The organism is Sphingobacterium sp. UBA5996, assembly GCF_002429765.1.
GTDB lineage: Bacteria > Bacteroidota > Bacteroidia > Sphingobacteriales > Sphingobacteriaceae > Sphingobacterium.
The window spans coordinates 89,806-110,942 of the sequence record NZ_DJAS01000032.1 but is presented as its reverse complement, the minus strand read 5'-3'; the positions used below and the strand labels follow the sequence as shown (position 1 = coordinate 110,942).

General features: G+C 42.6%; 22 protein-coding genes. 9 read left to right on the top strand and 13 right to left on the bottom strand.

Going from position 1 to position 21,137, the window contains the following annotated elements; translation table 11 throughout:
- The first annotated feature begins 591 nt into the window (after nucleotides 1–591).
- The 3 genes from B3E00_RS21745 to B3E00_RS21735 all read left to right on the top strand — a co-directional run bounded on the left by B3E00_RS21745 (nucleotide 592) and on the right by B3E00_RS21735 (nucleotide 6,802).
- Entirely contained in the window at nucleotides 592–4,101 is a 3,510-nt protein-coding gene (locus B3E00_RS21745; protein ID WP_293940102.1) for a SusC/RagA family TonB-linked outer membrane protein, read from the top strand.
- A gap of 71 nt (nucleotides 4,102–4,172) precedes the next feature.
- Nucleotides 4,173–5,522, top strand: coding sequence for a RagB/SusD family nutrient uptake outer membrane protein (locus B3E00_RS21740; RefSeq protein ID WP_293940100.1), 1,350 nt, complete (start codon nucleotides 4,173–4,175; stop codon nucleotides 5,520–5,522).
- Between the two features lie 68 nt (nucleotides 5,523–5,590).
- The gene (locus B3E00_RS21735) at nucleotides 5,591–6,802 is read left to right on the top strand and encodes a TlpA family protein disulfide reductase (RefSeq protein WP_293940099.1); all 1,212 of its coding nucleotides are present in this window, start codon (nucleotides 5,591–5,593) and stop codon (nucleotides 6,800–6,802) included.
- 69 nt (nucleotides 6,803–6,871) lie between these two features.
- On the opposite strand, the gene B3E00_RS21730 is transcribed toward B3E00_RS21735, so the two are convergent.
- From B3E00_RS21730 to B3E00_RS21720, 3 genes are all read right to left on the bottom strand, one after another.
- Nucleotides 6,872–7,096 carry a hypothetical protein gene (locus tag B3E00_RS21730; protein ID WP_159727089.1) on the bottom strand — a complete coding sequence of 75 codons (225 nt, stop codon included), beginning with the start codon at nucleotides 7,094–7,096 and terminating at the stop codon, nucleotides 6,872–6,874.
- Nucleotides 7,097–7,589: 493 nt separating this feature from the next.
- Entirely contained in the window at nucleotides 7,590–8,600 is a 1,011-nt protein-coding gene (locus B3E00_RS21725) for an AraC family transcriptional regulator (protein ID WP_293940095.1), read from the bottom strand.
- 51 nt (nucleotides 8,601–8,651) lie between these two features.
- Nucleotides 8,652–9,053, bottom strand: a complete 402-nt coding sequence (locus B3E00_RS21720; RefSeq protein ID WP_293883531.1) for a hypothetical protein — start codon at nucleotides 9,051–9,053, stop codon at nucleotides 8,652–8,654.
- Nucleotides 9,054–9,246: 193 nt separating this feature from the next.
- Here B3E00_RS21720 and B3E00_RS21715 point away from each other — a divergent pair, with 193 nt between their 5' ends.
- The 6 genes from B3E00_RS21715 (at nucleotide 9,247) to B3E00_RS21690 (ending at nucleotide 13,027) form a co-directional block, all read left to right on the top strand.
- Nucleotides 9,247–10,437 (top strand): hypothetical protein, encoded by a 1,191-nt coding sequence (locus B3E00_RS21715; RefSeq protein WP_293940093.1) that lies wholly within the window; start codon nucleotides 9,247–9,249, stop codon nucleotides 10,435–10,437.
- A gap of 100 nt (nucleotides 10,438–10,537) precedes the next feature.
- Nucleotides 10,538–10,846, top strand: coding sequence for a helix-turn-helix transcriptional regulator (locus B3E00_RS21710; RefSeq protein WP_293940091.1), 309 nt, complete (start codon nucleotides 10,538–10,540; stop codon nucleotides 10,844–10,846).
- Between the two features lie 501 nt (nucleotides 10,847–11,347).
- The gene (locus B3E00_RS21705; protein WP_209580633.1) at nucleotides 11,348–11,992 is read left to right on the top strand and encodes a DUF6266 family protein; all 645 of its coding nucleotides are present in this window, start codon (nucleotides 11,348–11,350) and stop codon (nucleotides 11,990–11,992) included.
- 1 nt (nucleotide 11,993) lies between these two features.
- Nucleotides 11,994–12,398 (top strand): DUF5675 family protein, encoded by a 405-nt coding sequence (locus B3E00_RS21700; RefSeq protein ID WP_293940089.1) that lies wholly within the window; start codon nucleotides 11,994–11,996, stop codon nucleotides 12,396–12,398.
- 214 nt (nucleotides 12,399–12,612) lie between these two features.
- Nucleotides 12,613–12,867, top strand: a complete 255-nt coding sequence (locus B3E00_RS21695; protein ID WP_293940087.1) for a hypothetical protein — start codon at nucleotides 12,613–12,615, stop codon at nucleotides 12,865–12,867.
- On the top strand, nucleotides 12,851–13,027 hold the full coding sequence (locus tag B3E00_RS21690) for a hypothetical protein (RefSeq protein ID WP_293886393.1): 177 nt from the start codon (nucleotides 12,851–12,853) through the stop codon (nucleotides 13,025–13,027). Before B3E00_RS21695 ends, B3E00_RS21690 begins: the two co-directional genes overlap by 17 nt.
- 111 nt (nucleotides 13,028–13,138) lie before the next feature.
- Here the strand turns inward: B3E00_RS21690 and B3E00_RS21685 are convergent, their stop codons facing one another.
- The 10 genes from B3E00_RS21685 to B3E00_RS21640 all read right to left on the bottom strand — a co-directional run bounded on the left by B3E00_RS21685 (nucleotide 13,139) and on the right by B3E00_RS21640 (nucleotide 21,078).
- Complete coding sequence (locus B3E00_RS21685) at nucleotides 13,139–13,558, bottom strand: c-type cytochrome (RefSeq protein ID WP_293940085.1); 420 nt, start codon at nucleotides 13,556–13,558, stop codon at nucleotides 13,139–13,141.
- Nucleotides 13,559–13,649: 91 nt separating this feature from the next.
- Nucleotides 13,650–14,036: a hypothetical protein gene (locus tag B3E00_RS21680; protein ID WP_293940083.1), complete on the bottom strand. Its 387-nt coding sequence runs from the start codon at nucleotides 14,034–14,036 to the stop codon at nucleotides 13,650–13,652.
- A gap of 43 nt (nucleotides 14,037–14,079) precedes the next feature.
- Nucleotides 14,080–14,736, bottom strand: a complete 657-nt coding sequence (locus B3E00_RS21675; RefSeq protein ID WP_293940081.1) for a DUF1345 domain-containing protein — start codon at nucleotides 14,734–14,736, stop codon at nucleotides 14,080–14,082.
- Nucleotides 14,737–14,747: 11 nt separating this feature from the next.
- Nucleotides 14,748–15,560: a hypothetical protein gene (locus tag B3E00_RS21670; protein WP_293940079.1), complete on the bottom strand. Its 813-nt coding sequence runs from the start codon at nucleotides 15,558–15,560 to the stop codon at nucleotides 14,748–14,750.
- Between the two features lie 57 nt (nucleotides 15,561–15,617).
- Nucleotides 15,618–16,607 (bottom strand): LLM class flavin-dependent oxidoreductase, encoded by a 990-nt coding sequence (locus B3E00_RS21665; protein ID WP_293940077.1) that lies wholly within the window; start codon nucleotides 16,605–16,607, stop codon nucleotides 15,618–15,620.
- 46 nt (nucleotides 16,608–16,653) lie between these two features.
- The gene (locus B3E00_RS21660; protein WP_293940075.1) at nucleotides 16,654–17,841 is read right to left on the bottom strand and encodes a THUMP-like domain-containing protein; all 1,188 of its coding nucleotides are present in this window, start codon (nucleotides 17,839–17,841) and stop codon (nucleotides 16,654–16,656) included.
- Nucleotides 17,842–19,104 carry an aspartate kinase gene (locus tag B3E00_RS21655; protein WP_293940073.1) on the bottom strand — a complete coding sequence of 421 codons (1,263 nt, stop codon included), beginning with the start codon at nucleotides 19,102–19,104 and terminating at the stop codon, nucleotides 17,842–17,844.
- A gap of 23 nt (nucleotides 19,105–19,127) precedes the next feature.
- A complete protein-coding gene (locus tag B3E00_RS21650) occupies nucleotides 19,128–19,937 on the bottom strand; it encodes a DUF3298 and DUF4163 domain-containing protein (RefSeq protein ID WP_293940071.1) in 810 nt (269 codons plus the stop codon).
- A 3-nt stretch (nucleotides 19,938–19,940) separates the two neighbouring features.
- Nucleotides 19,941–20,393 carry a GNAT family N-acetyltransferase gene (locus B3E00_RS21645; RefSeq protein WP_293940069.1) on the bottom strand — a complete coding sequence of 151 codons (453 nt, stop codon included), beginning with the start codon at nucleotides 20,391–20,393 and terminating at the stop codon, nucleotides 19,941–19,943.
- Nucleotides 20,386–21,078, bottom strand: a complete 693-nt coding sequence (locus B3E00_RS21640) for a YggS family pyridoxal phosphate-dependent enzyme (protein ID WP_293940067.1) — start codon at nucleotides 21,076–21,078, stop codon at nucleotides 20,386–20,388. Before B3E00_RS21640 ends, B3E00_RS21645 begins: the two co-directional genes overlap by 8 nt.
- Nucleotides 21,079–21,137: the final 59 nt, after the last annotated feature.

Sequence of the window (21,137 nt, the reverse complement as noted above, 5' to 3'; positions counted from 1 at the left end):
GTGCCGAATCAGGTATAAACTAGAAAGGCCCTTAGACTAGGTTTTCCCGATCTGTATATTTAACATACACTACACCCTTAATTTTAGCTAATTAATAAAATTGCTCTTACGAGACTTCTAACACCTTAAATGTAGCACTTTTATTTCTAAACAACAAAAATAAATACTATAATTTTGTATTGTTATTCTATACTAAATAGGTTGGGTTTTTATTTCTTTCCGAGAGGAAGCGCCATAATAGCCCCTAATGATGACTTGTAACCAATCTGAGGGCGCTTTGCGGAACTGTTAATTTTTTCTTGTTGGACATGCAGTGTTTAAAATATTACTGCAAATGACAATCCTTTTTTAATGCATAAAAATGCAAAGGGGAAAACTATGCCCTCTTCGAAAGCTAGGGCAGGGCTGAAGTCATCTTTATTGAACCTATAAAATGAACCAAAAATATTCAAATGTGCTAGCGCTCGAACTAGCTATATATCAAGTTCACGAACCAGCTTATGATCCTGTCAAAAAGATCATAGAGTTTTGGACTAAATACGACATCAGTACGATCCAGAATACCATAAACTAACCTTTAACAATAAGTAGATGAAATACAGGTCAAACTGCATGTCTACCTTATTGGATAAGGTAGCATATCTGGCAGCGATAAAGGATGCCGTAAAAAATAATTTAAAAAAAGTACAAAATGCATGGGATATAAAGTACCTCTTCAATTGTATAGTATATAGCTTGAGGCAAATAATGTCGGCATGTACCCCTGTGCTGATGCCAAAGAGCGTAAAGGGAATGATACAGTTTTCATTGAACCTATACTTTTTAGTTTTCAATGTCATTATTTGTTTTTTAAAGGAATTGAAGAACAAACAAGCCCTACTTATGCTGGCTTGTTTGTTTCATATGTTTAATTTATCAGCTCAGACGCCCCGCGAGGACAGCGGGGCGGAAGGGTTGTTATCTGTAAATGGTACTGTAGTATCCACCATCGATGGAAAACCCATCCGAGGGGTTTCCATTCGAGTAGATGGTGAAAAGGGTAGGACCTCGTCTAAAAATGACGGTTCCTTTTCGCTACAAGTCTCCAATCCGAAAGGCACTGTTTCATTTTCCCATATGGGTTTCAGTCGTTTAGAACTGCCTTATGTAGCTGGAGTATCATTGAAAGTGAAATTGATACCACTAGAGAATCAATTGGAAGAGGTGGAGGTGGTCTCTACCGGATACCAAAAGATTCCGAAGGAGCGGGCGACGGGAAGTTTTGAGTTTGTGGACAACAAGCTGCTCAACCGCAAGGTGTCGACTGATTTTATCAGTAGGCTGGAGGATGTGGTGCCAAGTATTACTTCCGTCAAGACATTTGCAGCCGGGCGTGGTAATTATCCAAATATTTATATCCGTGGGAATAGCACAATCGGCCCCAATCGTTGGCCCTTGATCGTGCTCGATGGGATGCCTTATCAGGGTGACTTTAATAATATCAACCCGAATGATATCGAGAATATCACCGTGCTCAAAGATGCTGCAGCAGCTTCAATCTGGGGTGCACAGTCTGGAAATGGCGTTATCGTCATCACCTCTAAGAAAGGCGTGCTCGAACGTCCTTTTGAGCTGTCTTTGAATACCAATCTGACGGTAGCTGCCAAACCTGACCTCTACTATCAACCGCAGATGAATTCTTCGGATTTTATCGACGTAGAAAAAACTCTTTTCGATCAGGGTTACTATGACTGGATGTTTAATGATATCTGGAACAACTTTAGCCCTGTGGTGCAGATCCTTCGGAAACAGCGGCAAGGAGATCTTACGGAACAGGAAGCTACAACACAGATCGATCACCTGCGCGGTATCGACATGCGAGACGATTTTGATAAATACATCTATCGAAATGCGATAAAGCAGCAATATAACGTCCAACTCAGTGGGGGAAGTAGTAAAGTAGCCTCTTTATTTTCAATAGGTTTTGACAAAAACAAAGGTGGAGTGGTGACTTACGGCAATGACCGTATTTCGCTAAGAAGTAGCCACTTGTATCGTCCATCCAAAAAGATGGATATGCAAATCGCGGTTCAGTATGTGGAGAATAGAAACCAAAAAAGTGATGCACCGCTAGAATATAATAGCTTGGGTAATGGCTTCGGCAACTATCCATATATGCAGCTTGCAGATCAAAATGGTAATCCCCTACAAGTGGAGACTGTAGGTATGAATCCAATATTTCGTGATACAGTGGCTGGTGGCAGACTCCTGGACTGGAATTATAGGCCACTGGCTGAATTGAATGAAACGTATAACCGGCGAATGAACAAGGAGGCGGTACTTGACTTTAATCTAAATTATGAGATTATCGCTGGACTAAGGGCATCGCTTTACTACAGCTATCGGAATAATAATGGCCTTGAAGAAACCTACAGAAGTAAAAACAGCATCGGCATGCGAGAGATGATCAATTATTATGCTTCGTGGGATAATGAAAGGGTAAACTTTGCGGTGCCCGTAGGTGATTTCTATCAGCCTTTCAATCATTTAGGCCAGGCGCATCAGGGTAGGGCGCTGCTTTCTTTTGATCGGAGCCTTGCTGATCGGCATCGGCTGAATATGATCGCAGGAGTAGAGGTTAGGCAGAATGTCGAACGTACCTCTTCCAATGCCTATTATGGGTTTGACCCGGAGACTTATGCGTATGTCAATGTCGATTATACGCACAATTATCCTTATCTGAATGGGATGGCTGGCGAATTGACCATTCCGGACTATAATGTGCTTACTAAACTGACCAATCGGTATCGCTCGTATTACAGCAACCTCGCCTACACGTATTTGGATCGGTATGTATTCTCGGGTAGTTTTAGAAAGGACGGTTCAAACCTCTTTGGCGTAAAGTCGAATAGTAAAGGGCAGCCTTTCTGGTCTGTCGGTCTGGGATGGGTGATTTCGAAAGAATCGTTTATGGGTTTATCTGCTAGCGACTATCTGAAACTGCGCGCTACTTATGGCTATAATGGCAATGTGAATAATAATACTTCGGCTTATCCGATCATCAATATTCAGACAACGCCACATTTTATCACAGGTCAGCCTTATGCAACTATGCAGTCTCCTCCTAATCCCAGCCTTCGCTGGGAAAGGGTAGGAACATTGAACCTAGGGCTTGACTTTGCTTTTTTCAATAATCGGCTGAGCGGAGCAATAGAGTATTATGATAAAAGACCGAAAGATCTGATCGCCTCTTCCCGCATAGACCCGACATCTGGTTTTAACAGTCTCGTGGTCAATAGTGCCGATCTGCATGGCAAAGGGGTAGATCTGTCGATCAATTCAGTCAATATCAAAAAGAACAATTGGCAATGGTCTTCTAATCTTGTATTCGCCTACAACCGTACTAAAGTCGCTAAGTCGTACATAGCCAATCCTACCGCTTCAAATTATATTGGTGGCGCGTTTGGCAATTTGATGACGCCCGTAGAGGGGGCCGACTTGTATACGGTTTATGCCTATAAATGGGCAGGTCTCGATCCGGAGACTGGGGAAGCCAGAGGTTATGTCAATGGGGAGATTTCGAAAGATTATAGCGAGATCTTTAACAGTACGACGGTATTTGACCTGGATAATCATGGTACCGCAATGCCTGTTTACTTTGGTTCTTTGCGTAATAATTTGAGCTGGGGGCCGGTAGAATGCTCTTTCAATATTGCGTTTCAGCTTGGGCATGTATTTATGCGCAGCACATTGAATAATACCAGACTGATCTCAGATCGGGTAGGTCATGCGGACTATGCAAAGCGATGGCAAAAGCCAGGCGACGAGGTTTTTACAGATGTGCCTGTATTTGCTTACCCTGCAAATTATTATGCAGATTACTTTTACGAAGCATCTTCGCCACTCGTAGAAAATGCAGGGATCATCAAATTGAGGGATATTCAGCTGACCTATCATTTTCCATCGCTGCAACGACTAAAATATAAAAGTGCGTCAGTGTATGCGTATATGGCAAATATAGCTACACTATGGCGTGCCAATAAGCTGGGAATAGATCCTGAATTTGGCAGGAGTAGCCCTGACCCCTTGGCCGTTTCAATCGGTGTTAACTTAAAGTTTTAGGGGCAAAAAATCGTAGATTGAATATTGTTTTCCCATTCATAACATGTTGTAAAATAAATAATTAAATGAATATGTTTAAGAAATTATTTAAATTGATGGCTTCTTCCTTTTTACTGCTATCCAGCTGTAACAACTATTTGGATTTAAAGCCTGATGCAAAAATGGTGATCCCCAAAACATTGGAGGACTGTGAGCTACTGCTCAATGATTACAGTACCATGAATACTAAGTATCCTACTTATGGTGAAGTCGCCGCCGACAATTATTATTTGACGTCTTCCTCCTGGAAAGGGATCGCTGATATTGACGAACGTAACGTATATATTTGGTCAGATGAACCGATTGTGTCGACCAACCAATGGCAGGGCCCCTACAAAGCTATTTACCAGGCAAATCAGGTTTTATCGGTGTTGGCAGAAATCACAGATCGTTCAGGTGATCGATGGAAGGTATGTAATGCAAATGCACTTTTCTTTAGGGCTTTTGCCATGCATCAATTAATGAACGTATTTACTGCGCCTTACGATAAGAAAACAGCGAACGAAGCCCTCGGCTTGCCGATAAAGCTTTCGCCAAACCTGGATGAGCGCTCGGTAAGGGCTTCGCTCAATGAAACCTGCCTACAGATCATAAAAGATTATACAATTGCAGCGCATGATTTGCCTGCACAGGCTGAAAATAAAGGTTTACCCCGTAGGGCGGCAGCCTACGCTGGCTTAGCCAGACTTTATTTGGGCATGCAAGATAATGAGCGCGCATTTCAATATGCAGATTCTGCGCTAGCCCTGCAGCCCGCACTGCTAGACTATAATATGCTCAATGCCAATGCCACCCTGCCGTTTTCAAGATTCAATGCTGAGGTGCTTTTTTCGGCGACGAGTTCTTCCAGCTACGCCTTGGGCCAGAGCTATGCACTTGTAGATACGGCGCTCTTTAGGAGCTATGCAACTAATGATCTGAGACGTGGTCTTTTTTTCAGGCAGACGGGCAATGGTATGGTATTTAAAGGTTCGTACGATAACTCACTTTCGGGAATATTCGTGGGCCTCACAACGGCCGAGATGTATCTGACAAGGGCAGAAGCTGCCGCACGCCTCGGCAAACTTGAGGCGGCAACCGAGGACCTAAATACTTTCCGATCGCTTCGCTACAAGGCGGCCAGTATAAACCGTTTCGAAAGTACCGATGCCACCGCCCTGTTAAAAGAGGTGCTGCTAGAGCGGCGGAAAGAGCTAATTTTTAGAGGGCTGCGCTGGGCAGATCTTAAAAGGCTCAATCAAGAGGAAAACTCTGCGCAGACACTGACAAGAATGATAGATGACAAGTCATATATGCTGAAGCCTAATAGTAAAAAATATGCAATACTAATTCCTCAAGTAGCCATCCAAGAGTCTGATATGAAGCAGAATGCTCGAGATTAAACGGGTATTATATATTTAATAGTGAGTTTTTTAAATTTTATAAATCAAGTGATAATAAGAAGAATATAATGAAAGTAGTTTTGTTTTCCATAATGGTCTTATTGCATTTAAACAATGCATTTGGACAGAGTAGGGGCTTAAAGATAAATGATAAAATGCCCAAGCTAAATAAAGTTGAGTTGATCGACAACAAGATGGAGCTGAGTAAAAACCCGGCAGTTGTAATCTATGATTTCTTCGATACCTATTGTGTCAGTTGTATCGAAAGTATGCCCAAGCTCAAAGCAATACAAAAGAAGCTGGGAGCTGAAGTGCAAATTTATATGGTGACCTGGCAGGACAGGGCAACTATTGAAAAATTCTACCAGAACAACAAGTTTCTGAAAGAAAAGGATGCCATCCTGCCCACGATAGTAAATGACAAACAGCTTAAAGCGCTATTTCCGCATGCTGGAGTTCCCCATGTAGCTGTCGTAAAGAATGGTATCGTCCGTGCTGTCACCTTTAGTGATTTTATAACGATAGAAGGAGTAAACGAACTTCTGCGTGAAGACCATATAAAGGCTTCGCTGAAAGATGATTATATGCAAATTTCTGATGTGAGAAACGATGCCAGCGATGGGATTGCTTCGGTTCTACTGAAAGGCTATTCAGAAGACTGGCCACAATGGGAAGGTATTCAGGAAACGAAGACAGGTGCTGGTACAACGAAAATCACACTTTCCAACAATGGTATCTTACGGACTTATAAGGCCCTGTTGAGCCGGATCAAAAAGCCACAGTACCTCTTGGGAAATAATCGTATCATCTGGGATAACGTAAATAAGGATGTATTGGATTACCCCGAAAATACGGGCGGGATTCAAAAATGGCTTACGCAATATGGAATTTGCTACGAGCGGAAAAGTTCGATACCGATGGATAGTATCGCCCTAACGTATGCGGTAATCAATGATTTAAATCTTTTCTTGGGTTTGGATGTTCGCTTTGAAAAACGGATAATACCTTGTTTGATTCTTCAGGAGGACAATACAGGCCCCCGCGCTGTCGTCGATCCGAATGATATTCGGCAAGGTTTGGAGGGGACTGGCGTACTGACGTTTTTAGTAGACTATAGTGGCTTATTTCCGCCGGTCTATGATGAAGTGAATAAAAAAAATCGGATTAAGTTAGGCGATTTTACAAACTTGGAAGAACTCAATCAACAGATGCAGGGGCAAGGGTTAAAGTTTGTAGAAGGCGAGCGAGAGATGGAAGTGCTGGTAGTCTCAAAGAAATAAATCTATGTATATGTTAAAGCAGAAACGGGGGATTATTTCCCCCGCTTTAATCTATGGTGCATTACATCCTTACGGAGTACTTCTCAATCTGACGTTTGAGGAAGTACTATTATTTTGAAGCGCCACAATCATTTCATTTTTTAATGAATCTGTAAGGTCTGGCTGTCCACTACCGTTGTCAGTAGCGTTTACAGCACAAATCTTAGTTGATCCACTGCAGGAAGGTGTTGCCACACTGCTGTAATGCGACGGATTTGTCGGATTACCTCCTGCATTTAATTGAAACCATGCCATAGTGCAAAATTTTAATTTGTCAAATCTTGTTTATTAATCAGCTACATCCAGGATGTATCCGGTTTCACAGATTCTGCCGGGCTGACCGAAACGCCGCATGAGGCCAGCCCTTTTCACGTAAATGCTGTATCGTACCGCCACACGGGAATGTGGTAAACCTGCGGCCGTGCCTGTCACGTACAGGACCAGCACAGCAGCAGGTCACTGAAAGCAAAAGTTTCATCTTCGCCAAGCCAGCATATTTTCGTTGCACCAGTTGCGAAGGCCATTGCCGACGTGGGGCGCCCATATCCGCGGCGAATGGTTGTTCATTTAGCGAATTTACCCTGACTCGTTGTGTACGCTGTATACGCTCTTGCTTGATCATACTTCTTTGTTTATAAATTCACCCAGTCCTATGGGTATATGGTTCATAATTCAAAGATAGTGACCGACGCTGCGCCTAATTTGACATAAAGCGCATCAGGATTTGACAAAATCCGTGAATCTAAACCTACCTCCGCTTTTTGGGATTAAAGTGGAGCTGTTGATAGCCTGTCGGAGATAACCCGGTCTCATTTTTAAAAAACCGGGTAAAACTAGAAATCTGACCAAAGCCACAAAAGTCCGAAACGAGCTGTACAGGCATTTTTCGATCCAACAGATGCTTTGCCTTGTCGGCCAATACCTGGTTGCGAAAATGCAATAGCGTCTCGCCATAGCGCTGCATATGGTATCTGTTGAGTTGATCTTTTGCAACGTGCAGTGTAGCAGCAATATCTCCGATCAAAATCCGTTCTTCCGTTTCTGAGATCCGCTTGCTGATCAACGCTCGGGCCTGTAGAGCCAAATGGTCTTGGTGGCTCAAGAGACCCTGCGCTTTGAGTAGCTTATTTTTGCTCAGAAGGAGCAGATCCTGAATTGTGTGAAGGATAATACTTTTGGGTATCAACGGCTTCTTGCTGAGTTCCCTCGTGAGCTCGGCAAATAACTGTCGGGTCTGCTCCATAGCGGCAAAGTCCAGGCTGACTCGGTACTGTGCAAGTCTGCCTTTATGCGCTGCGATCACGCTAGAGAGATACTCAAAGCCAGGAACCCCGCCGATATGAAGAAGATTCAAAGGTAGTGTAAACCCTTGAATGTGATATGTTCCGGGTTCAAATTTTACTGTAATTTCAGTTTCGGGGACATAGAGAAACGCACCATGCCGCGGGCGGAAAATAAAGGTGTCTTTGACCTGTGGCTGGCTGTAATGGATCGGCGCACGCCCTGCGAGATGGTAGAGCAGATGGGTCTGCGGACTGCATATCTCAAAACGGATTGTTGTTGGGCTATGCACTTCAAACTGATAGCAATAGCTCTCCAAATTGCCGGTCTGCAGATACTCCTCAAACAGACAAATTTGTGGATGGCATAGCAGTCTGGTCCGGCTACCGGGCAACCGCTGTTGAAAGGATTTTGTGAGCGTACTCTTGCTCACAAAATCCATTGCTTCTTCTATCAACCTGAATGATGGGGTCCGCATAGCGCTGGTATTTTTGGGGAATAGGCCACGTCTGTTTCGGAGAAACGTGGATTAGCTGCCTGCGGTATGCCGATAAACAATGCGGATAGAAAAATAACCTGTCGGCAACAATCTGTTCGCAACAGGTAGGTCACTGGATGAATTGTATCGTGAAAGGATGATGTCCTTTGGTGTGTCTTTTTCTTCATCGACCGAGCTGCTGTTCTTTTGGAAGTCAACGGCTAGGCTGTTGTTCCAGCTGTCGGCAATCCCGATGCTAAGTTCGGTTTTGAGTGCAAGCGACATGGTATTCAGATATTGGATCTGGCTGGGGCGTAGCTCAAAATAGGCATGCATAAAGCCGACAAAATCGCTCATGACGGAGTTGATGATAGGAAGACGCTCGGCATAAGGAAGGGTCAATACTTTTAGCTGCAGGTCGTTTACACCTGCTTGGTCAAATGTTCTTTTCATATTTTTGCTGTTACGTAAAACCACAAATAAATCAGCTAAAACCATAGAAAACAAATTCTTTGGTTGGATATGACAGGATTCGGTATATTTTGACGGAATGTTTCTCTGGTAAATTAGTGTTATTTTAAAGAAATTTTGTAAGTTTGAGGTAAGTGTTTTTTTTAACCAATTACCATACGAATTTGTATTCCTTATGCGATCGGAGAATTTAAATAAAAGTAGAAGATTATTTCCGTATTTATTAAAAACTGTTATTGCCCGGTGGAGCCAAATAGGCTATTATCCACTTCATTTTTTCTTTTGCATTATCCTTGCTTTGATCATCAATGTGGGTTCTGCCGGCAGCGAGATGCTCGGCCGTATCCAGAGCAAGCGTTTTATGGCGGTATGGATCGGCACGGTCTTGCTGTTGCTGGTCTACGCTATGCTGATCAGCTACATACATGCAGCCTTGGTGGTTAGGCAGCGGTTCAGTACGAATACCAAGCTGAATTTTATAATCTATCTGCTCTGCGCATCCGGTGTTGTCCTGGCTATCCACGGCGTCGTACTGGAAGTATTGTTACCGCACAGGCCGGGATTGATCTTGCTTTCGCGATGGTATCTGACCACTGATTTTTGGTTTTTCTTTCCCATAATGACCGCCTATATACTGTTGGTAAATCGCTTTCCAAAATGGGTATTGCTCAATTGGCAATCCTTTGTTCAGACGGCGATTCAGAAACCTTCTGGGGCCAGGCCGCAGCTCGATCAAGATCCCGCGCCACTTTTAGTAGCAGGTGCATCCGAAACTGGTGAAAATAGAGATTCTCTTGAACATGTGACCGAGCAGCTGGTTAAGAGCCAAAGGCAGCTATCCGGGCACAATGTCCACACCACAGCAATCGATCTCCCAGCTGTGACAAAATCAGAATCCCAGGCTACACTGTTCAGTTTGTGGAAGCGCGATCGGGATCGGCTAGCACTGATGGTCTACTTTTTGCGTAAATGGGAGGATAAAGAACCGACAGACGGAACCAAGATAAAATGCCTGCACGCGGTGATCATCTATAAACAACAACGTACGGCAGATGTCTATCTGCATGACGGAAAGTTGTGTCGGATAGAGGTGACCACTAAAGCACTGCGTGATAATCCATGGTTGGTTAAAATACGGGCGAGAGTGTATGTCAATATGCTCTATTTTCGCGTGCCCGTAAATCGGCCCACCATGTTGGAACTTACCGCTGAGATCAAGGAGAAACTACATCGATTGTTGCCGGAGGATAAGCTCAAAATAATGGTCACGCCCTCGCGTGAGCTGCGCAACAACATCAATAATTTTTGGGGAATAATAGATACGCTAGATGAAAGCAAATTGGAAGAGGAATTTAATCTGGCTTAAAACAGAAGTATTGTCTAACGCTGTGGTGATGGAGCCGCTGCACAGTGCCAATTGTGCAAAGTGACTCGTTTCGGCGACCAGCATGTTTAATTGCATGGTTATGTTAAATTTAATGAATCGCATATGTGACCTTTTGGAGGTCATAACCTCCTTAGTGAAAGCGATATTGACCCATATAACGGAAGAAATGGATAAAGTATCTACGGACACAGCGGAGATACCTTCCGAACTGGATCATATGCTTGATATCGCTGATGTGCTCGACAAATTGGGTATCTCTGAATCGAAGTATTACCGGCTGGTCCGCGAGGGAAAGCTTAGGCCGAGGAAGCTGGGCAAGCGGCACTATTATTACTTGTCAGATTTACATCAGCAACTGGAAGAAAGTAGGCGCAAGGGGCGGATTTAGCACGTTGTAAAAAAAGGAGCCAAAAGGCTTCTTTTTTATTTTCTGGGAGCAAGCGAACGCAAGCTCTTTCAAGTTGCTACGCTTCGGCAACTGTTCGGCGACGCTATGGCTATCCTTCGACTTTGCTTCGACACAGCTACGGGACATCTTCGACGCTCCTTCGGGTGGGCTTCGACAACGCTTCGAGTCGGCTTCGACTCCCAGTCGAACAGCACCCGAACAATACCCGAACAATACCCGAACAGCAGCCGAAGCGGTGTCGAAGCTGTCTGCAATCTTTTCCGAAGATGTCCCGAATACAATCCCTTAACGACTCAAAGGACTGCCGAGGGGCTGCCTATCTGTTAAAGTTGACAGGCAATGACAGCATGGCCACCCGTGTACTATCAATCCCTGCATTTATCCTTCTACTGAAAAAAGTCATGCTAATTTAGCTCTTGCTAGCAAAACAAAGACTGCTCATGACAGTCGTAATTATTTATTATTTAAACATGTATAATCATGGCAAGATTTTTAAAAGGTATACACGGAGCTTACTCTGGGAAAGTAGGAAGTGTAATAGGAAGCAGTTGGCGAGGTGTGGATTATGTCCGCTCACTCTCCAAGATTACAAGCAAAAAAGCGAGTGAAGGACAGATCGCACAGCGGGCAAGATTTGCAACCGCGGTAGCTTTTCTTTCGCCGATCAAGGATCTACTCAACCTGGGCTATTCGGACAAATTGCAGAGTAAAGCAACAGGCTACAACAAGGCGCTACAATATCTCCTGAATTATGGTGGCGTCACAGGTACTTACCCTGCATTTGAAATAGATTATGCAAAGATCGTTATTTCCAAGGGCTCATTGGCAACGTTGATGGCTGCGGAATGGTCAGAAGCTTTTCCGCAGGAGATCATGTTGACATGGGAGCCGCAGTTCAACAAACTTAACGCGTTCGCCGGCGATTCTGTTATTCTGCTCATGTACAACAGCAGCAAGAATTTCTTTAGTATCCTGGAGTCTGCGACTCGCGAAGAAGCAAGTATGAGTTTCAAGCTACCTACCAGCTACTCCGGTGACACGCTGGAAGGCTGGGTATTTACCGGTCATCAGGATGGTATCAAGACTTCTCCGAGTGTTTATCTGGGTAAACTATCCATTAGCTAATATGGCTGTTAAACACACCCTGCTGCTCCTACGAAAGTATGGAGCACGGGGAACCAATGGTACCATCAGCTATCAAGGCGAAGAGATATGCCATACAATCGAGCTGCCTGATAGAAATAATACACCACGGATTAGCTGTATTCCAATTGGTCGATATAAGTTGGAGAAACGGCGCTACCCCAAACATGGCGAGCAGATTGGCATTCCGATGGTGCTCGGCCGCGAAGCAATACTGATCCATGCGGCCAACAATGCGCTCCGGGAATTGCAGGGCTGCATTGCGCCGGTAACGACGTTAACAGGCGAGGGTACAGGGGATTATAGCGGCAAGGCCTTGGGAAAGCTCAAAGCGCTGGTGTATAGCCTGTGGGATATGGGGGATGAAGTGTATTTGAGTATTCGTTAAACATGAAGGGCTGGAATAATCAATTGCTTTCTTTTGTGCCATCTTCTTAGCAAGCTGACGGCATAAATCAAACTCGCTATGCTCGGACAATGATTTATGCTATCGTCATCTCGCGTCAGCGATAGGCAGTCGGAACGCAAGGCTTTCAATTCCATGATCTCCTTAGCTTAACGAAAGGTGTATTGGTGGTAGGGATACTGAAAATGCAAAAAGTATGAAAAAAATCTTTAACAAAATAGGACAGGTGCTGCAGCTGGTGCTGGCGGCTCCTGTTAAACTTCCGGGAAAGGTCGGCAACGTATTGAAATACCTGGCCCTGGGGTTGGGGATCGTGGAAACGGTATTGGATGAAGCTGAACCCCAACCGGAGGTAAGTGACGGAAAACCGCCATCGGAAGCTGATTTGAATGTAGCAAACGATACGGCCAAAACTACGGGTGAAAGGAGCGCGGATGATGAAAGTGAATAATATCCGTATCTCGGCCATAGGCGGTACCCTCTGTTCCATCTGGGCCAGCATTTCCTTGGGGGATGTGTTGCAAACAGCCCTGACAGCGGCACTGGGTACTTTGGTCAGTTTTGCCACGAGTAGGCTGCTGGGCAGATGGCGCAACAAGCAGAAAAGGTGACTGGTAATTAAGGCGCACGGTATTGTGCGCCTTTGTCGTAAGACGAAGGTCCAAAACAAAAGAAAACACCATAATACAAGTACTATGGTGTTACATGAATATGTGGTTTGATTAGTTTTTCGCTAAGACCATCTCGGGTTCTTCTTTTCCGCCATGACAGGTTTTACAGGATATTGCTTTGGCTGGAGAATTATCCCAACTGCGGTTAAAATACTTTTTGTTGATCTTTTGGGTCATCTTGATCATCGCCCGTCCAATATCCTTTTTGTGGTTCTCATCACTGGCAAAATCCAATTTCTTAGGATCTTCCTTGGATGGTGCATGACAGAAACCGCACTTTACGCCCAAGGCAACGTTAAATTCCTTCATGGTAGAAATCAATTCGTCATGGGAAATATTTTTTGGGAGAACTTTTAGATTGGTTGGTTTGGGCTCTTCCTTTGGTTTTTCCTGTTGGAAACTAAATGCACTCAACGCAAGCGCAATAGCCAACACGGATGCAATCGCACCTAATTTATTGAATTGTTTCATTTCTCTCTTCCTTTATGCTTGACTAAATATAGGGAGAAAGCAATAATTTTCAAATAGAAAATGAAATTAATATGACAATTTAGATTGATTATTAGTTACGGACTGCATTTTCAACAACCCAACTTTGGCTATTTGCCTGATAATTGATCGTTAATCGTTTTCCTTCAATTTTGACATTCTTTAATCCAGTCGTGTCAGCGGATACCCAAGTAGTATCGTTTTCTTGATTCAATCGAAGGGAAGTGATATTAGGGATACCTGTGAAGAACTCGACTTTATAGGTATCGCCGCTTTCTTTTAAAACACGAATAAGCCGATTATCCCGATCTACTTCCAATGAATTATCCTGGTATTGGATACGCCCAATAAAACTGCCAGCTGCTGCTGCAGTAGCGCTACCTGAATCTTGATTTTTCGCACACGAAGCTACTAGAATAATGATGATACAAAGCGTGAGTAAGGCGTTGAAAAACTTCATGTGTGTAATTTTTGCTCTAAATTAAGACTTTTTGATCGAAAACTCAATTGATTAATCCAGAAATGATATTTATTGTTAATGCAACAACAAATGTATTTAAAGCGAAGGAGAGGAGACCGTGAAAAAGTGCTACCCTGCGGATCTTTTTTGAAGATATCCCCACGTCGGATACTTGAAAGGTGCATCCCATCACGAATGAAAAGTACGCAAAATCCAGATAATCAGGCTTGTCGTCACCGGGAAACTCTAAGCCATCACCATCGGACCTATTTTCGTAATATAGACGTGCATAATGAAAAGTATAGATGGTATGAACCAATATCCATGAAGCCATCATGGCTAGGATGCAAATGACGATAATATACGCATCCTTCAGCTGTTTGTCCTTGCTGGATATAATGATCATCAGCACAGAAACAAAGCAACCTATAGTAACCAAAATGATGAATAAGGAGACAAAAAGTCGGCTTCCATCTTCTTTTTGCGCCTTCTTTGCCATTGTTCCAATCGACATGGTATAAAATGTAAACCAGGATATGGCGATGTAAGATACACAGAACCCCAGCCAGCATAGCAGCAGGTTTAATAGCGGAAGGGATTGGATTGGAGAAATAAAGTAGATCAGTAAAAACATGCCCACTGAAAGCAATGCGCGATCAATGGATTTCATTTGATGTAAGTAGACGTTGATTCTAGCCATGTTACCCAGCTTTAACAATCAAATTGTGCATCAGCTTCAAAAGTGAGTGCATTGCCATGATTGGACAAGAATAGCAGCATTGCTTGCTCCTCATAGTGACTCGGATTAGAAAAGATAAAATCCAGAACACCATCCCGGTCGATATCCCCAACAAAAAGTGTGGACATAAATACATCATCAAATTGATCGATATGAAATAGGGTCATTTCTTTGTTTTCTTTGTTTGAAATGTAGCTTAGTTTGTAATTGGTCACCTCATGGAATAATTTCTCGTGACCTTTGTCATCGGTCTGCACCTCGGTGGATTTAATTGTTCCAAATCCTCTCAGGGTAACTTTTTGATTTTTAAACGCATATTCGACCGATTCCTGAGGCCATATTTCGGAATGGGTAACTTTTAAATTTTCTAATGCACCGGCTTGGAGTCCTTCCAACTTTAGGAATAGCAATGAGTTTCTGCGTGATTCAATGCTTCGAATTGGAACGCCAGCACACTCGTCATAACCGTCTTTTATTTCATAATCAACTTTTTCCAGGTAATATTTGCCATTTTCTTCATAAAGGTCGTACCAATCTTTATTTAAAACAGCTGTAGGATCTCGCTTTTCCCAAACTCGGTAGCTACGCACGAGCAAAATCTGTCCCTTCTTTGGATCTGTTATGGTGGGCTTGTCAACTGTACTGCTGTCCACAACGACTTGGGACAATGTGTCAGTGACCTTGACCGTGTCGGATTTTCCACCGACCTGTTGAGAAGTGGGATTCGTGCATGCTTGGAGGGAAAACAATCCCATTAGAAGTGCAAAGGCATTATAGATATTCATATACGGTGAATTTAGTTTAAATATATAAAATTCACCGTATATAAATCGAGCGATTTTTTAAGCGAGTGCTTCTTTTAACAAGGAAAATGACTTGAGGCATTTTTCGTCGTCGAAAATATAGGAAGTAGCGATAATTTCATCTACTTGATGATCTTTTACAAATTTCTCTATTTGTGGACGTATGTTGGCTTTGTCACCAATGAACGCACATGAAGCCATACTTTTAACAGCTTGCTCTATTGCCGGTATACCTTTGTAAATTACTTCCGGAGTGGGTTCTGATAATGGTCTTCTTGTATTGGTTACGATGCCAGCAAAGAGATTGAAGAAACTGGTTGCTAAAAATTCGGCTTCTTCGTTGCTATCTGCGGCGATAACATTGACGCAAGACATAAAGTAAGGTTTTTCCAGCACCTCAGAGGGGATGAAATTTTGATGATAGATCATACTTGCCGAAGCAAATTGAGCTGGTGCAAAATGTGTCGCAAAAGCATATGGAAGACCTAAGCTTGCCGCCAAATAGGCACTGTCGGTACTTGATCCCAAAATGTACAGGGGTATCTCCAAACCTTCTCCCGGAAAGGCACGTACTTTTGCATCGAAGTTGTCTGCGCTAAAGTAACGTTGCAAATCTTTCACTTCTTGAGGAAATTGAAAGGCGGTATTTAGATTATTTCTGCGTAAAGCCATTGCCGTTAGTTGGTCCGTACCTGGAGCACGTCCTAAACCGAGGTCAATACGGCCCGGAAATAAGGTTTCTAAAGTTCCAAACTGCTCTGCAATAACCAAGGGGGCATGATTTGGCAACATTATTCCGCCAGATCCTACACGAATACGGTTTGTGTTTGATGCAATATGTTGTATCAAAAGGGATGTCGCGGAACTGGCGATATATTCCATGTTGTGATGCTCCGCAACCCAAATCCTTTTAAAATCCAGTTGTTCTATATGTTGGGCAATTTTGACCGTACGAGCTAAGGCGCTCGCTGTATTTTCTCCTTTTTTTATAGGAGCCAAATCCAATGCTGATAACGCTATTTTATCCATACATTAAAATTACGCAGAAGATTTTCGACAATTGTAATGAAAATGTCTATTCTATAATTCGTTGTGTATGTATGACACTAAATTGATCATTTAAGGTTGTCGTAAAGAATAGGAAAGAATTTCCTCCATCCCTGATTTTGAATTTCTTCTTGATTTCTTCTGTTTTGAGTGGAAAATTTTTGGCAATAATCCCTGATTGAATTGACAGTTTATTTTTTTTGAAATCACTGAAGGACTCCATTTGCTTTATCACAAATACTTTGCCCGGAAAATTTTCGATCTGTTTATCTGAAGTGTAGAGGTGCGTGTTTTTATGTAATTTTTTGACATCAAATAGCTGTCCAATGGTTTTAAAGGCACCTGCCTTGGAAAGTGCAACATCTGGCTCATACAAATAGGAAAGTGGTTCACTGTATTCATTAACCACAGCGCGCTCACTGTCATAGGTAAAAGATACGACCTGTTGTTGCTCATGGAATAGCCGCACAGCATGAATGGCAGCTTCACCCTCATATCCTTTTTCTTGCACGAAAATAAGTTCTTTGCAGTCATTCTGCAGCGACAACACATACACATCTTTGACATACCGCAGTTGATGCAATGCGGAAGTGATGTCCAGTAGTGGTGCAAGTTTGCTGATAATGTTATCCGTGTGCTGGAAAAAGTCATCCTGCAATTGGACTAAATTAGGTTCACATTCATCCAATAGAAACACTTTTTTGTTTTGAACTCTTCGAGATGGATCCAGGTAGATGTAGTCGAATCGTTTGGTTGCGTCATTGAGGATGTAATCCACACCGTTAGCGGCAATGACGTCAAGATTATCGGCCTTTAATACAGCCGCATTATGTTTTGAGATGGCTGCTAATTCAGGATTTACTTCACAGGCAGTAACTTTGGCCGCCTGTCTTGAGAAGTAAAAGCTATCTACACCAAAACCGCTGGTGGCATCCACTAAATGTGTTCCCTTGTTAATCAGTGTACTTTTAAATAGTGCCGTTTTCTCCGAGGAACATTGCTCCAAGTTGAGCTTCGGGGGAAAGTAGATTCCCGGCGTTTTGGCCCACAAGGGGATTTTTGTACTTGTCCGTTGCTTGCCATCCAGCTGTGTAGCAAGCTCGGACGGTGATATTCCTTCAAAAGGAGATTTTTTAAGTGCAATTTTAGCAGGAGACTCCTGTGCGTTTCTATCCAGAAACTGCTGAATCTCCTCTTGAAGGATCAGTGTATTCATTTATATTTTCTTTACGAGAAGCTGGCAAGTATAGGTGTCTTTTAGTTCGCTTATCACTTCCTTATCAACCAGAACTCGATCAATGGTCTCCTGGTTGTAATAGCGAATAGTAATCAGTTCAAGTCCAGATTCATATTTGACTTTGAAGCGCTGCTCGAGCTCGTTAATTAAGTCTACCACATTTTTTCCTGTATCGTCTACCGAAACGGTGAAATTGATGGCTGTATTATGCATCATATTTATTTTGATACGGTGCTCATGGAATAGATTGAAAATGTCCCTTAAATTATCTTCCACGATAAATGAAAAATCCCTTGGCGAGATTGAAATGAAAATCTGGTTCACCTTAAAGATGAAAGACGGAACGGGCAAAGTCTGATTCGTACTCCTGATCATTGTTCCTGGCGAGTCAGGATCGACAAAAGAGCGTACATTCAATGCAATTTTCTTATTCTGTAAGGGCTTGATGGTTTTCGGATGGATGACCGTTGCACCATAATAGGTAAGTTCTATCGCATCGGTATAAGATAATTCAGTAATGAGTTCAGTCTTTTCAAACCATTTGGGATCGGCATTGAGTACCCCCGGTACATCTTTCCAGATCGTTACGTTTTCGGCATTTAAACAGGATGCAAATATTGCTGCAGAATAGTCAGACCCTTCACGGCCTAAGGTGGTTGTGAAATTTTCCGAAGTAGAGCCCAAAAATCCTTGTGTGATGACAATGTATTCGTCGAGAATAGCGGGGAGCTCTGCGCGAATTTTTTCTTCCGTTTTGTTCCAGTCTACGACAGCCTCACGATAGGTATTGTCCGTGAATATATAATCACGTGCATCGAGCCATTTTACTTTTTCACCAATCGAAGCCACATAGGCCGCAACGATTTTTGTGGAGATAATTTCACCCATCGATACAATTTGATCGAAAAGATAGTCGTATGAATCTTGAGGCTCCTCCTCTAAAATCCACTCGATCTCGACAAAACAGTTTGCAACTTCATCAAATATCGGGTGTTCACCCTCAGGAAATAATTCTTGAAGGATATGAAAGTGAAATTGTTTGGCCTCATCCAGTGTTTGGTGTGGGTTGCCCGTATTATTAACATATTCTTTGGTCAATCTTTCGAGAAGGTTGGTCATCTTTCCCATAGCGGATATGACAACGAGCAAGGCGTCGCCTTTGTATTTTGAGATAATCCGTGCTGAGTTTCTGACACTTTCAGCATCCTTGACGGATGCACCTCCAAATTTAAAAACCTGCATTTATTTATTAGTTTAGTTGATTGCTATTTAATACTATGAATATACTGTAATCCTTTGTCTGAAATCAAATGACTGAAAGCAGCGTAGGGAATGCGCAATTCAGTCATCCCTGCAGCATAGGATTTGATTTCATAAACATTGTAATGAAATAGGATGTCGTCTTTTTCGAACGTAAAATTAGCTGCGAGCGAAAACTTACCGTCTTCAAAAAAATACTTTCCATTTAATAGTTCATCGCTACTTAACCCTTCCTTTGTACGGAAACATTGCTCAGCGATTTTGACAAACTCATCTTTATGCTGTGATTGAATAATGTCATCAATCACAATCTGTTTGTTTGACTGTCTATCGAAATTTGAATAAAGGGTAAAGTGGTCACCATGCGCACCGCCCGTATACTCTTCTTGTTGGGTTCTAATACCCAGAAAAACTGGCGTATTGGCGATCACATCGACCTGTAGCTGCCGGTTCCAGGTTGCCGTAGATCTGCCGTTATTATCCTCCACATATTCATTGTAAGCATTAATAAAACGATGGGCAGCCTCCTGCATACTGGTATCGCCTTCGAGGTGAACGATATTGGTAATGAGATCATTGATCTTATCGTCATCAAAAACCGGGTATTTTGCGCGAAAATACGTCGTATCCAGTCGATTTTCTTCCTTTAGAAAATAATTGCTATGCTCGTCTATACTTTTTTTACTATAAGAGAGTGTATCTGCAAATTGAACAACATCAGCAGGTGCACTTTGGCCATTGCAAGCGTAAAACAGATAGCTGATAACTAATATTTTTAAGGAAAAATGAAACCGCATTGAAATGATTATCTCCATTATTTAATAAGTAATGGATACATTGAGCCATCCCGCATCAAAGTCCGCTTTATATTTCTCATAAAACTTAATGGCTGGTTCATTCCAGTCTAAGACCTGCCATACCATGCCATGATAACCGCACTGTTTGCCATAGGCCAGCGTCTTATCAAAAAGTAGTTTTCCAATTCCTGATCCACGCATATTTTCTGTCACGATTAGATCTTCCAAATAGAGTCTTCGGCCTTTCCAGGTTGAATATCTGGTATAATATAATGAAATTCCGACAATTTCGCCTTCTACTTCTGCGACAAATGCCCCCCAAACAGGAGATTTTCCAAATCCTGCATCCTCAAATTCCGAAAGTGAGACCGTCACCTCATCGGGTGCTTTTTCGAAGATGGCCAGCTCATGAATCAATTCGAGCATCCGTGGGCAGTCAGACCTAATAGCTTCTCTTATAATTGGTTTAGTCATTGTTTTTAAAGTGTTTGATTACTCTTTTTCCAAAGATTGTACTTCCTACACGTACCATCGTCGAACCTTCGCCTATAGCCAATTTATAGTCGGAGGACATACCCATGGAAAGAATGCTGAAATGTTCATCTTTTCTGTAAAAACTTGCTTTTACCCCATCAAACAACATTTTGAGCTCATAGAATTCAGCTTTTATTACTTTCTGGTTATCGGTATTTGAGGCTATTCCCATCAAACCGCAAATACGGATGTTCTTCAATTCGAGAAATTCATCGTCGCGGAGCAGTTCGATGAGTTCAGCATGATCAAAACCAAACTTGGTGTCTTCCTCAGCAATATAAACTTGTAAAAGACAGTCTATGATGCGTTTTGATTTTTGGGCATGTTTGTTAATTTCCTTAAGTAATTTTAGCGAATCAACAGATGCAATTAGACTGATGAAAGGAGCAATATATTTGACCTTATTTGTCTGAAGATGGCCGATCATATGCCATTGAATATCTTTGGGTAAAAGCTCCGCTTTCTCAACTAACTCTTGAACGTGGTTTTCGCCAAAGATACGTTGCCCTGCCTCATAGGCTTCCATGATATCTGAATTGGATTTTGTCTTCGATACAGCGACGAGTTGTACGCCGACAGCTTCAGTTTCCAATCTTAACGCTTCTAAATTACTAGCAATACTCATTTCCAATATAGTTTTGATGATGTAAAAAGTGCCAAATGTCGGTGCTTTTTGTAAATTTG